Origin of the sequence: Streptomyces cahuitamycinicus (assembly GCF_002891435.1) — a bacterium.
GTDB lineage: Bacteria > Actinomycetota > Actinomycetes > Streptomycetales > Streptomycetaceae > Streptomyces > Streptomyces cahuitamycinicus.
Genome location: NZ_POUC01000232.1, coordinates 1 through 12,403, shown reverse-complemented (window position 1 = coordinate 12,403; position 12,403 = coordinate 1). Strand labels below are relative to the sequence as shown.

Sequence of the window (12,403 nt, the reverse complement as noted above, 5' to 3'; positions counted from 1 at the left end):
GGAGCTGTGGGGGCGGGCGGCGACGGTGATGCGGCGGGCCGCGGCAGGGTCGATCTCGGCCAGGTCGAGTGTGCCGGCGGCCAGCTCCGCGGCCCGCTTGTCGCGCGGGACGGTGCGCAGCACGATCTCGGAGAGCCTGGCCGGCTCGCCCCACCAGCGCGGGTTGCGGGTGAGGGTGATCTCCCCGTCCTCGCGGTCGGCCTTCTTGACCGTGAAGGGGCCGGCGGTGACCTTGAGCTTCTTGCGGGCCCCGTCGTTGAAGGAGTCCGGGGTGCCCATGACGTCCTTCGGGTACAGCGGCGAGAACAGCGAGCGCCAGTCGGCGTAGGGCCGGCTGAAGGTGACCCGGACCTCCAGGGCGCTGTCGCCGCGCTCGATCTTCTGGATGCGGTCGTAGCCGGCGTTGCGGGCGGTCCAGTAGGCGGTGTCCTTGCCGGACAGGGCGCGCCACTGGGCGGCGAAGTCGGCGGCGCCGATCTCGCGGCCGTCGCTCCAGACGGCCTGCTGGTTGAGCTTGTACAGGACGACCTGCTTGGGCTCGGTGTCGACGACCTCGGCGGACTCCAGGTAGTCGGGGTTGCGCTCGGGGCGGCCGGAGGCGTCCATGCGGAACATCGACGGGAGGACGGCCTGGGCGACCCGTGTGGTCGTGGCGTCGGCGTCCGACTGGAAGGTGTTCAGCGTGTCGGGCACGGAGTCGACGGCCCAGCGCAGGGTGCCGCCGTCGGCGATCCGGTCGCGTGGGGCGGGCTGGATGTCCTGCCCGGCGAGCGGCTTGCCGGACGGGTCGTCCGAACCGCATCCGGCGAGCGCGGGCACCACGAGCACTCCCGCGGTGAGGAAGGCGACCGAACGCGTGACCGCGCGCGGGCCGGCGCCGTGCTGGGACATCTGTGCTACCTCCGGGAAGCCGCGGGCGTTATGATCACTTTTGGCGGTATTTGGAGTTCATCTGATGTATGCGGCCACTGAAGAGGAAAGGGTTCGGCAACACAGGGCGACACGGCGGTCACGGGCGGGAAGCCACCCGTGCGGCCCAACACACCGCACGATGCACCCGCACGCCTCGGCCAATCGATGCACATCCCTTCACAGCACAAGGTGTGACGCGCAACACTCGCAGGCGCATGAACGTTGCCGCCTTGGGCCGCGAAGGACCCGTGGAAGTGAGGGCAAGTCATGTCCGTTCACGACGAACTGACGTCAGTCCAGCGCAGTCTCGACGAAGTGTTCCGTTCGCTGGGACGCCTGGAGAAGCAGCTCGGCACCGGCGGCCTGGAGATGCGCCGCGTCCGTGCCGACGCCAACCACCTGCGCGAGAGCGTCGCCCTGCTGCGCGACGCCGCCGCCGCGTCACCGGCCGCACCGAAACGCCCCGACCTGGTCACCATCTCGGACACGCCGTACGACTCCGCCCTGTGGAGCGACTCGGACGACGAGGGGCTCGGCGCCCGGGACCGGCGCGCTCCCTGACCCGGGGAGGAGTCGAGCGCGACCGGCACCTCCCCCGAACCCGACCGGAGTCGTCACGTGACCACTGGTACGGAACCCCCTGCCACCGAACCCAGACCTGAGAGCGGCGGTGTGCGGGGCGCTGCGCGGGCCGCGATCGCCGCCCCGCATCTGCGGACCGACCGCTGGTGGCTGGCCCCGGCCGGCACCGCGGCCGGTCTGCTCGCGTTCATCGTGTACTCGACCTGGCGGGCCTTCGCGAACGCCGACTACTACGCGGCGCCGTACGTCTCGCCCTTCTACTCCCCGTGCCTGGCGGAGAACTGCGAGCCGATGAACGCCGGCCCGAACTGGGAGATCTTCGGGAGCTGGTGGGGCATCTCGCCCGCGATCATCATCCTGATCTTCCCGCTCGGCTTCCGCCTGACCTGCTACTACTACCGCAAGGCCTACTACCGCGGCTTCTGGGCGTCCCCGCCGGCCTGCGCGGTGGCCGAGCCGCACGGAAAGTACACGGGTGAGACCCGCTTCCCGCTGGTGCTCCAGAACCTCCACCGCTACTTCTTCTACGCGGCGATCGCGGTCGCCGCGATCCTGACCTACGACACCGTGCTCGCCTTCCGCGACGAGACCTACGCGTGGGGCCACATGGGTCTCGGCACCCTCGTGTTCCTGGTCAACATCGTGCTGATCTGGGCGTACACGATCTCCTGCCACTCCTGCCGGCACATCGTCGGCGGCAAGCTCAAGCACTTCTCCAGGCATCCCGTGCGCTACCGGATGTGGCAGTGGGTCGGCAAGCTCAACGCCCGGCACATGCAGCTCGCCTGGGCGTCGCTGGTGAGCGTGGCGCTCGCCGACTTCTACGTCTACCTGGTCGCGTCAGGTGCCTTCGACGATCCGCGGTTCTTCTGATGAGGGGTGCGTTCTGATGTCCGTGGTCGACCGGCAGGGGTGGGACGTCGTGGTGGTGGGCGCGGGCGGTGCCGGGCTGCGCGCCGCCATCGAGGCCCGCGAGCGGGGCGCCCGTACGGCCGTGATCTGCAAGTCGCTGTTCGGCAAGGCGCACACGGTGATGGCCGAGGGCGGCATCGCCGCGGCGATGGCCAACGTCAACAGCGGTGACAACTGGCAGGTGCACTTCCGCGACACCATGCGCGGCGGCAAGTTCCTCAACCAGTGGCGGATGGCCGAGCTGCACGCCCAGGAGGCGCCGCAGCGGGTGTGGGAGCTGGAGACCTGGGGGGCGCTGTTCGACCGCACCCGGGACGGCAAGATCTCCCAGCGCAACTTCGGCGGCCACGAGTACCCGCGCCTCGCCCACGTCGGCGACCGCACGGGCCTGGAGCTGATCCGCACCCTCCAGCAGAAGATCGTCTCCCTCCAGCAGGAGGACTTCGAGGAGACCGGCGACTACGAGTCCCGGCTGAAGGTCTTCCAGGAGTGCACGGTCACCCGCGTCCTGAAGGAGGACGGGCGCGTCTGCGGCGTCTTCGGCTACGAGCGCGAGTCCGGCCGCTTCTTCGTGCTGGAGGCACCGGCTGTCGTCATCGCCACGGGCGGCATCGGCAAGTCCTTCAAGGTGACGTCGAACTCGTGGGAGTACACCGGCGACGGCCACGCCCTGGCGCTCCTCGCCGGCGCGCCCCTGCTGAACATGGAGTTCGTGCAGTTCCACCCGACCGGCATGGTCTGGCCGCCGTCGGTGAAGGGCATCCTCGTCACCGAGTCGGTGCGCGGCGACGGCGGGGTGCTGCGCAACTCCGACGGCAAGCGGTTCATGTTCGACTACATCCCGGACGTCTTCAAGGACAAGTACGCCGAGACGGAGGAGGAGGGCGACCGCTGGTACGACGACCCGGACCACAACCGGCGCCCGCCCGAGCTGCTCCCCCGCGACGAGGTCGCGCGGGCGATCAACTCCGAGGTGAAGGAGGGACGCGGCTCGCCGCACGGGGGCGTGTTCCTCGACGTGTCGACGCGGATGCCCGCCGAGGTCATCAGGCGCCGGCTGCCGTCGATGTACCACCAGTTCAAGGAGCTGGCGGACGTCGACATCACCGCGGAGGCGATGGAGGTCGGACCCACCTGCCACTACGTGATGGGCGGGGTCGCGGTCGAGTCCGACACGGCGGCGGCACGCGGGGTGCCCGGGCTGTACGCGGCCGGTGAGGTGGCCGGCGGCATGCACGGCTCCAACCGGCTCGGCGGCAACTCCCTGTCCGACCTGCTGGTGTTCGGCCGCCGGGCGGGCCGGCACGCGGCCGAGTACGCGGCGGGGCTGTCCGGGGCGCGGCCCGCCGTGGACGACGTCCAGATCGACGCGGCCGCCGCCGAGGCACTGCGGCCCTTCTCGGCCGAGGCGGAGACCGAGGAACCGGCGGGCGGCCCGCCGGAGAACCCGTACACCCTGCACCAGGAACTCCAGCAGACGATGAACGACCTGGTCGGCATCATCCGCCGGGAGCCGGAGATGGAGCAGGCCCTTCAGAAGCTGGCCGAGCTCCGAGGCCGGGCGCGCCGGGCCGGGGTCGAGGGACACCGGCAGTTCAACCCGGGCTGGCACCTCGCCCTGGACCTCAGGAACATGCTGCTGGTCAGCGAGTGCGTGGCCCGGGCCGCGCTGGAGCGCACCGAGTCGCGCGGCGGCCACACGCGTGAGGACCATCCGGGGATGGACCGCGCCTGGCGGCGGATCAATCTGCTGTGCGCGCTCACCGACCCGACGGGCGGCCTGGCGGCGACGGATCCGGCCCGCGGCCAGATCGCCCTCACCCGTGAGACCACCGAACCCGTCCGTGCCGACCTGCTCGCCCTGTTCGACAAGGAGGAGCTGGTCAAGTACCTCGCCGAAGAGGAGCTCTACGAATGAGCGGCTATACGGCCCACTTCAAGGTGTGGCGCGGGGACGTGAGCGGCGGCGGCCTGGAGGACTTCGAGGTCGAGGTCAACGAGGGTGAGGTGGTGCTCGACATCATCCACCGCCTCCAGGCCACCCAGACGCCCGACCTCGCCGTGCGCTGGAACTGCAAGGCGGGCAAGTGCGGTTCCTGCTCGGCGGAGATCAACGGCCGGCCGCGGCTGTTGTGCATGACGCGCATGTCGGTCTTCGACCGGGAGGAGACGATCACGGTGACGCCGCTGCGGGCGTTCCCGGTGATCCGCGATCTCGTCACGGACGTCGGCTTCAACTACACCAAGGCCAGGGAGGTCCCGTCCTTCGTGCCGCCGGCCGGTGTCGCTCCTGGCGAGTACCGGATGATGCAGGAGGACGTGGACCGCTCGCAGGAGTTCCGCAAGTGCATCGAGTGCTTCCTGTGCCAGGACACCTGTCATGTGGTCCGCGACCACGAGGAGAACAAGCAGGCGTTCGCCGGGCCCCGATTCCTGATGCGGGTGGCGGAGCTGGACATGCACCCGCTGGACGCGGCGGCGGAGTCGGGCCTGGACCGCAAGACCACCGCCCAGGACGAACACGGCCTCGGCTACTGCAACATCACCAAGTGCTGCACCGAGGTCTGCCCCGAAGGCATCAAGATCACGGACAACGCGCTGATCCCGCTGAAGGAGCGGGCGGTGGACCGCAAGTACGACCCGCTGGTGTGGCTGGGCTCGAAGATCAGGAGGCGCTCTTCGGCAGGCTGAGCGCCAAGTGGAGGTTGTGCTCCCCGATCTGCCGCATGGGGAGTCGGCGAAGCGGAGGCCGGGGGTGGGCCAGGTCGGTGGTGGTGAGGGGGCGTCGGGTCGGGATCACCGCACCCAGTCTTCCTTGTAGGCGCGCCAGTCCGCCTCGGTGGCGGCGAAATCGATGTACAGCGCGACGCCGAAGCGGGCCCGGTCCGCGTCCGTGCGGGACAGGCCGAGGCGGACGCCCCGTACGGCCGCGGGGACGGTCTCGGCGTGGCCCCAGTGGTCGAAGTTGCTCTCGTAGTAGAAGGGCAGGCCCATCAGCAGGTCGGTGGAGGGCGGGGTGACCTCCAGGGCCAGGGAGGTCTGCTGGGCCACGTAGCCGCCGTAGGTGCCCTCCAGCGGCTGCGCGGTGTCGTACGACATCACGGCGATCTGGTCGACACGGCGGGCGACCTGGCCGAAGAACTCCTGCGACCACCACTTGGGGTGGTCGGTGAACAGGCCGAACACGGTGTGCAGGTTCGGGAGCGGGTCGATCTGGTGGGCGGCGACGGAGAGCTGGGCGCCCCGGGAGCGCGTCTCGCGGCGCAGGGAGTCGAGGAGGGTGAGGAAGTCGCGGTTGCCGGACGGCATGGGTTCCAGGTCGAGGTGAACGCCCTCGTAGCCGGTGTCCAGGACCTGGCGGGCGGAGCGGACGACCGCGGCGCGGGTGCCCGGGTCGTCGAGCCGCATGCCGTCGGGGCCTTCGGTGGCCAGGACGTCACCGAGGAAGGCCTGGACGCGGACGCCGGGCAGTTTCTCGTGCACGGCGTCGATGAACCAGCGGGCCCTCGGATAGACCGACTTCGGGAGGGTGCCGTCGTGCTCCAGGGGACCCGAGTGGACGTACAGGTCGCGGATGCCGGTGTCCCGCAGGCGGCGGGCCAGGGCGGTGACGTCGGCGTCCTTCTTGCGGCCGTCGACCCAGGCGTGGCCGAGCCAGAGGGCGTCGCGGTCGCGGGTGCGGGTGCCGTCGGCCGGGTCGCCCGTGTAGTTGATGCGCAGGGCTGTCAGAACGGACAGGAGCGGCACCAGCAGGACCAGGACGACGGCGAGTGCCGTGCGTCTGAGCAGGCGTCGGCGCCGTCTTCCCTCTCCTTCGGGTGCGGGAGCGTCCTGCGTGGTGCCTTCGGCGGGCGCCTCGGTCGTGGTGGTGCCTTCCGTGCTGTCCATGCCGTCTCCCCGGTGATGCGGATGGTGTTGCCGGGGATGACGATCAGTACGGACGTTCGGTTGCCGTCAGAACAGGCTCAGCAGTGCCTCCGCCGGATCCGTCAAACTCGTGTCGCCTCCGGGCAGGGGCAGTTCGAACCACACCGTCTTGCCCCGGGGCGTGCGCCGGGAGCCCCACGCGGCGCTGAGGAGTCCGACGAGCTGGAGGCCGCGGCCCCCCTCGTCGGTGTCGCGGGCGCGGCGCCGGCGGGGCTGGACCAGGCCGGAGTCCCAGACCTCGCAGACCAGGGTGCGGTCGAGCAGCAGGCGCAGGCGGATGTCGCCCTCGCCGTAGCGCAGGGCGTTGGTGACCAGCTCGCTGACCAGCAGTTCCGTGGTGTCGACCAGGGGTTCCATGTCCCAGGCGAGCAGCTGGGCCCGGGCGTATTCACGCGCCCGGCCCACGCTGCGCGGCTCGCGGGGCAGGGTCCAGTCCCCGACGGAGTCCGTGGGCAGTCCCTGTACACGTGCCATCAGCAGCGCGATGTCGTCCTCGCCGTGATGGGTGTCGAGGGTGTTGAGGACGTGGTCGCAGACGTCCTCCAGCGGCTGGCTCGGGTCGGAGAGCGTGCTGACGAACGCCTGCAGGCCCTCGTCCAGGGGGTGGTCGCGGCTTTCGACCAGTCCATCCGTGTAGAGCGCGAGCAGGGCGCCTTCGGGCAGTTCGACCTCGACCTCCTCGAAGGGCTCCCCGCCGACGCCGAGCGGCAGGCCCGGCGGCACGTCGAGCATCAGCGCCGCCTCGCCCGGCTCGACCAGCACGGGCGGCAGATGGCCCGCGTTGGCGAACGTGCAGCGCCGGGTGACGGAGTCGTAGACGGCGTAGACGCAGGTGGCTAGGTACACCTCCGACAGGTCCGCCTCGCGGGGGCGGCGGGCCGCCCGGGTCGCCTGCTGCACACCTCCCCCCGTGCCGAAGCCCTGGGAGGGGCCTCCAGGGGCGCCGAGGCCGCGGGCGATCTCGTCCAACTGGGCGAGGACCTCGGCCGGTTCCAGGTCGAGCTGGGCCAGGGTGCGGACCGCCGTGCGGAGTTCGCCCATGGCGACGGCGGCGCGCAGCCCGCGGCCCATGACATCGCCGACGACCAGCGCGGTGCGGTGCCCGGGCAGTTCGATGACGTCGAACCAGTCGCCGCCCACCTCGCTGGGCCGGCCGGTGTTGACGTTGCCGGGCAGGTAACGGCAGGCGATGTCGAGGCCGGAGGCCTCCGGGTCGCCGGGCGGGAGAAGGGACCGTTGCAGTATCAACGCCCGTTCGTGCTCGCGGCGGTAGAGGCGGGCGTTGTCGATGCAGACGGCGGCCCTCGCGGCCAGTTCCACGGCCAGGTCGCGGTCCCGGTCGCCGAACGGCTCGCTGCCCTTCGTCCGGGCGAACTGCACGAGCCCGACGACGGTGTCGTGGGCGACCATCGGCACGGCGAGCGTGGACTGCACCAGCCCGCCGTCCTCGCCCGGGACGTTCTGCGGGCGGGCCGTGCGCAGGGCGTCCGCACAGGGCGAGTTGAACGGGTAGTGGTGGACGGCGCCCACCGCGACGGGCACGCCGGTGCCGGCGAAGGGCGCGTCGGAGACGGCGCTGGCGAAGGCCACCCGGCGCAGCTCGGCACTGCCGTCGGCGAGCCCGGGCGGGGTCTCGTCGCCGGCCAGCAGGCCCTGGTAGAGGTCGACCGTGGCCAGGTCGCAGAAGCCGGGGACGACGACGTCGAGGAGTTGGCGGGCCGTGGTCTCCAGGTCGAGGGAGTTGCCGATACGGGCGCCCGCCTCGTTCAGCAGGGCGAGGTTGCGCCGGGCGGCGGCGGCCTCGCGGGCGGCGGCGCGCCGGGCGGTGATGTCGATGCCGAGCCAGGCGATCCCAATGGGGCGGCCCGAACCGCTGTGCACGCGGTAAAGGTTGACGGACCAGTGGCGGCGCTCGTCGGAGCCCGGCACGAAGCCCGTGACGTGCATGTCGGTGATGGAGCTGCCGGTTTCCAGCACCCGGCGCAGCGTGGCCGCGACCCGCTCGGCCTCGCCGCGCTGGAGATAGTCGTGGACGCCCTTGCCGCGATGGTCGTCGACGTCACCGCCGAAGATCGACGCGAACCGCTGGTTGACGCGGCGGACCCGCAGATCGGGGTCGATCAGCAGGAAACCGAACGGGGATTGACTGAAAATAGCCTGTGAGGCGGCGAGGTCGGTCTCCATGCTGCGCAGCGTGCGCACGTCGACGACGATGCAGACGGCCGCCTTGTCGCCCTCCTCGGTGCGCGTCGGCATGACGTACACCTCGGCGAGCCCCTCGTTGCCGCACTCCCCCTCGAAGCCCCTCGGCATCCGGAAGGGCACCACGCCGGTCCACTCGCGGCCGTCGAGGATCTCGGCCATCTTGCGCATGCCGCGCTCGCGGTGGCGCGGGTCGATGAACGCCTCGATGGGGTCCATGCCGACGGCGCGGTCGGCGGGGATGCCGAAGAGGTGCTCGGCACGCAGGCTCCACTGCTCGACCAGCCCGTCCGGGCCGATGGAGAAGGACGCGACCTTGATGTAGTCGTAGATGGAGCCGGGGGGACTGCTCTGCCACATGGCATCCCCCTGCGGGACCCCGTCGACCGCGAGCGCACCTCCCACCGCGGAGGCCAGGCCGTCGGCGGCCCTCGCCCTCGCGCCCTCCGACGGGTCCTCGGACTCCGTGGCCCTCGCTGGTATCTCGCTCACGCGAACCGTCCCCTCCAGCTCACCGCGTCCGGCACCGGTCACCGGGGGCGGCTGCCCGCAGTATCCAGCACTACGGTGCCGCACAACACGGTGTTCACGATCACAGCACGGTCCCGATGGTTTTCGGTCCGGACCGTGACAACACTTCCAGTCTTCTAACCAGGGGACACGTCGTCGAATCCCGTCCGTCGGCAACCGCCACTGGCCTGAACCAATCGCTCTACAGCGGTAAGACGTACGTACACCGGATTTTCACTCCGGCACCGCGAGTTCGAACCACACCGTCTTGCCCGAGACGCCGGGCCGGGTACCCCACCGGCGGGAGGAGGAGGCCACCAGGTGCAGTCCGCGGCCGCTTTCGTCCTCGAGCCGGGCGGCCCGCTCGCGGGGCGGGTCCGGCAGCGGGTCGGAGACCTCGACCAGGAGGACGGCACCCAGGCCCGAGGGCCGGACCAGGCGGACCCCGATGGGGCCCGTGGCGTACCGGAGGGCGTTGGTGACCAACTCGCTGACCAGTAGTGCCGCGAGGTCCGCGAGGCTGTCGAGGCCCCAGTCGCGGAGCTGGCCGCGCACGGCCTGGCGGGCGGTGCGCACCACGCCCGGCTCGGCGGGAAAAGCCCACTCGGCGCAGCCACCTTCGTCGGTGTCGATCACGCCGATCACTCCCCAGACAGGAGCCCTGCCCATGTCCGAATTCATGGGGTTAATGGGCACATACCCGATATCCAGGGCGGGGTACCGCGCGAGGCGGCGCACAGTGGCACGAAAGGCGTAGAGGGCGCCCCCTGACCGTGCGACGGGGCCGCGCGCCCTCGTCCGGCTTCAGGCGCCGGGCTCTTCCCGCACACCCGGGCCGGAGATGAGACCCTCAACGGCTCCCAGGTGCGCGAGGGTCCGCCGTACGGCCGGGACGTCCTGGTCGAGCCAGTGCACGTCCCAGATCTCGCCGGGGCCGAGCCAGCGCAGTTCGTCGTGGTCCTGCAGGGGCTCGGGGGGTGCGGAGCCGGGTCGCAGCCGGGCGGTCCACACCTGCAGGACATAGGGCGCCCGGAGGGGCCACTCCCCTGGGACGCGGCCGTCGACCTCGGCGTCGACTCCGAGTTCCTCGCGCAGCTCCCGGACGAGCGCCGCGTCGGCCGTCTCCCCGGGCTCGACCTTGCCGCCGGGCAGCTCCCAACGCCCGGCCAGGTCGGCGGGCGCGCTGCGCCGGGCGGCCAGCAGCCGCCCGTCGTCGACCAGCGCGGCCCCTACGACGATCCGCTCACTCATGCGGGGAGCCTACGGGAGCGCCGCCGAACTCCGGGGGCCTCCTCGGGCGGCGCCCCGGCGGTGGTCAGTCGTGCGTGACGGCCGACCCGTTCTGACCGAGCCGCTCGACCCAGTACAGCTGCTTGTGGCCGCGGCTGTCGAGGCTGTCCGCGATCTCCTGGGCCTCGGCCCGGGTCGCGTACCGGCCCACTCGGTAGCGGTTGCCGCTGTCGTCTTCCCGTATCACGAGCCAGGGCAGAGTGATCGTGCTGTCGTTCATCGCGCCCCTCCACTTCCCGCCCGCGGCCTGTGCCGTACCCCACCCGCTAAGGAAACCGCAATACGCATATGCCCGACCCTACGCCTAACCTTCACGGAGCGAATACGGCTTTTCACAAAGAGGTACGCAACCGGCCAGAACCCAGGGGGCGCACAGCGATGAACGCGCCGTCCGTGTACCTCGGCACGCCCCACCAGGGGCATACCGCATACAGGCCCGTCGACCTGCGCACATGACGACGGTCCCCGCGACAGGCACCGGCCCGCCCTGCGACGGTCCGCACGGCGGCAATGCGAGCGGGGCGCGTGAGGAGCGCGCCGCGGGGCGGATGTGAGCGCCGGCTACTTGACCGGAAGGTGGTAGGCGACCCGGTACCGGTCGGCCGGGATGACCACGTCGGCCGTCTCGACCGGGCGGCCGGAGGCGTAGAAAGTGCGCTGGACGACCAGGACCACATGCCCGGGGACGCCCCCCAGGACGAGCAGTTCCTCGGCGAGGCCGGGCCGGGCGCCGACCTCCTCCGTGACGTTGTCCACGATCACGTCGATGGCGCGCATGCGCTCGACGACGCCCATGCCGCCGACCGGCCCCTCCTCCGGCAGCATCACGGGCGTCCGCCCCGTCACGGCGAGGGGCTCCCAGGACGTGGAGAGCATCATCGCCTCACCGCCCTCGCGGTAGAGGTACCGCGTGCACATGATCCGCTCACCCGGCTCGATGTCCAGCCGCTCGGCGACCGCGACGCTCGCCTCGGACTGCTCGCTGCTGGACTCCCAGGTGCCGCGGCCCTCGCCGTCGGCCTGCTCCTGGCGGAACGGGGTGGCGCCGCCCGTCGGGCGGTAGCCGGAGCGGGAGATGCGCCGGGGCACGGGCCGCTCGCGCACATACGTCCCCGAGCCGGAGCGGCCCTCGACCAGGCCTTCCGCCATGAGTACCTTGCGGGCCTCCAGTGCGACGGTGTCCGAGACCCCGTACTCCTGGCGGATTCTGGCCTGGGAGGGAAGGCGGGTGTGCGGTGGCAGCTGACCGTCGACGATCTTCTGGCGGAGATCACCCGCGACGCGCAGGTACGCCGGCTGCTCACCGAATGTCACTGGCCGCTCCCATCAGGTTGTACAGACAGCAACAGCGTGGCAACCGTAGGTTCCGTGGGGCAAGCAAAGGCCAGAGAATCACTCGATGTGATGACATGATGGCCCCGAGGGCTTTACGCAGGCGGTTTCTCCCCACTATGGCCGCCGTCACACCTGCGCTTCGGAGTCGCGGCTCTCGCCCTCGCCCGGGAGGGGCGGGGCCGCCGCAGGCTGGAGGGCCTTGCGCGCCGTGACGGTCGCCGGTCCGTCCGCGAAACCGTACGCCTTGTCGCGCCTCGATCTGCTCGCCGAGCACGTCGTGGACCGGGGCCGCCCAGGCCCGGTGGGCGGCGTTGAGTCCTGGCGGCACCAGGGCTCACTCCCGCTCAGTCTTCGGGAACGGTGATGACACGGGTACGGTGCTCCCGCGGCCGAGGCGGTGGGCGGATCCGTCGTACGGCTGGGCGCATCGTGGGCGGCGGGGTGACGGGGGCGGAATGCGGTCGACGGACACGGCGGTACGGGCGGCGAACCGGTTGACGACCCGCTGGGCGTCGGAGGTCCGCGGGGGCACGGTGTTCTCGGCGGCGGGCGTCTGGCCGCTGCTGGCGCTCCTCGCGGACGGGGCGGCGGGCGCCGCCCGCGAGGAGCTGGAGGAGGCGCTGGGCCTGCCGGCCGGTCAGGCGGGTGCGGCGGCGCGGGAGTTTCTGGCGATGCTGACCGGGATCGACGGCCTGTCGTCCGCCGCGGGGTTGTGGACCGCACGGTTCGTGGC

12 protein-coding genes are annotated in these 12,403 nt (G+C 71.3%); 5 read left to right on the top strand and 7 right to left on the bottom strand.

Going from position 1 to position 12,403, the window contains the following annotated elements:
- The coding region (locus C1J00_RS26725) for an ABC transporter substrate-binding protein (protein WP_245936518.1) at positions 1-891 on the bottom strand (891 nt) is incomplete at its 3' end.
- A gap of 288 nt (positions 892-1,179) precedes the next feature.
- On the opposite strand from C1J00_RS26725, the gene C1J00_RS26720 reads away from it, so the two are divergent.
- The 4 genes from C1J00_RS26720 to C1J00_RS26705 are packed head-to-tail and all read left to right on the top strand — an operon-like array spanning position 1,180 to position 5,097.
- Positions 1,180-1,473 carry an Rv0250c family protein gene (locus C1J00_RS26720; protein WP_102911580.1) on the top strand — a complete coding sequence of 98 codons (294 nt, stop codon included), beginning with the start codon at positions 1,180-1,182 and terminating at the stop codon, positions 1,471-1,473.
- A 57-nt stretch (positions 1,474-1,530) separates the two neighbouring features.
- Entirely contained in the window at positions 1,531-2,367 is an 837-nt protein-coding gene (gene sdhC / locus C1J00_RS26715) for a succinate dehydrogenase subunit SdhC (RefSeq protein WP_102911579.1), read from the top strand.
- Between the two features lie 16 nt (positions 2,368-2,383).
- Complete coding sequence (locus tag C1J00_RS26710) at positions 2,384-4,324, top strand: fumarate reductase/succinate dehydrogenase flavoprotein subunit (protein WP_102911578.1); 1,941 nt, start codon at positions 2,384-2,386, stop codon at positions 4,322-4,324.
- Complete coding sequence (locus tag C1J00_RS26705) at positions 4,321-5,097, top strand: succinate dehydrogenase/fumarate reductase iron-sulfur subunit (RefSeq protein WP_102911577.1); 777 nt, start codon at positions 4,321-4,323, stop codon at positions 5,095-5,097. Before C1J00_RS26710 ends, C1J00_RS26705 begins: the two co-directional genes overlap by 4 nt.
- A 105-nt stretch (positions 5,098-5,202) precedes the next feature.
- Here the strand turns inward: C1J00_RS26705 and C1J00_RS26700 are convergent, their stop codons facing one another.
- The 6 genes from C1J00_RS26700 to C1J00_RS26675 form a co-directional block, all read right to left on the bottom strand.
- Entirely contained in the window at positions 5,203-6,294 is a 1,092-nt protein-coding gene (locus C1J00_RS26700; protein WP_245936517.1) for a glycoside hydrolase family 18 protein, read from the bottom strand.
- Between the two features lie 66 nt (positions 6,295-6,360).
- Positions 6,361-9,027: a SpoIIE family protein phosphatase gene (locus tag C1J00_RS26695; RefSeq protein ID WP_102911576.1), complete on the bottom strand. Its 2,667-nt coding sequence runs from the start codon at positions 9,025-9,027 to the stop codon at positions 6,361-6,363.
- Positions 9,028-9,279: 252 nt separating this feature from the next.
- Positions 9,280-9,714 carry an ATP-binding protein gene (locus C1J00_RS26690; RefSeq protein ID WP_102911575.1) on the bottom strand — a complete coding sequence of 145 codons (435 nt, stop codon included), beginning with the start codon at positions 9,712-9,714 and terminating at the stop codon, positions 9,280-9,282.
- Positions 9,715-9,849: 135 nt separating this feature from the next.
- Positions 9,850-10,296, bottom strand: coding sequence for a (deoxy)nucleoside triphosphate pyrophosphohydrolase (locus C1J00_RS26685; RefSeq protein ID WP_102911574.1), 447 nt, complete (start codon positions 10,294-10,296; stop codon positions 9,850-9,852).
- 64 nt (positions 10,297-10,360) lie between these two features.
- The gene (locus tag C1J00_RS26680) at positions 10,361-10,555 is read right to left on the bottom strand and encodes an SPOR domain-containing protein (protein ID WP_102911573.1); all 195 of its coding nucleotides are present in this window, start codon (positions 10,553-10,555) and stop codon (positions 10,361-10,363) included.
- 341 nt (positions 10,556-10,896) lie between these two features.
- Positions 10,897-11,649, bottom strand: coding sequence for a GntR family transcriptional regulator (locus C1J00_RS26675; RefSeq protein ID WP_102911572.1), 753 nt, complete (start codon positions 11,647-11,649; stop codon positions 10,897-10,899).
- A gap of 476 nt (positions 11,650-12,125) precedes the next feature.
- On the opposite strand from C1J00_RS26675, the gene C1J00_RS26670 reads away from it, so the two are divergent.
- Positions 12,126-12,403 (top strand): serpin family protein (locus tag C1J00_RS26670; protein ID WP_281262773.1); only part of this gene is annotated, 278 nt, incomplete at its 3' end.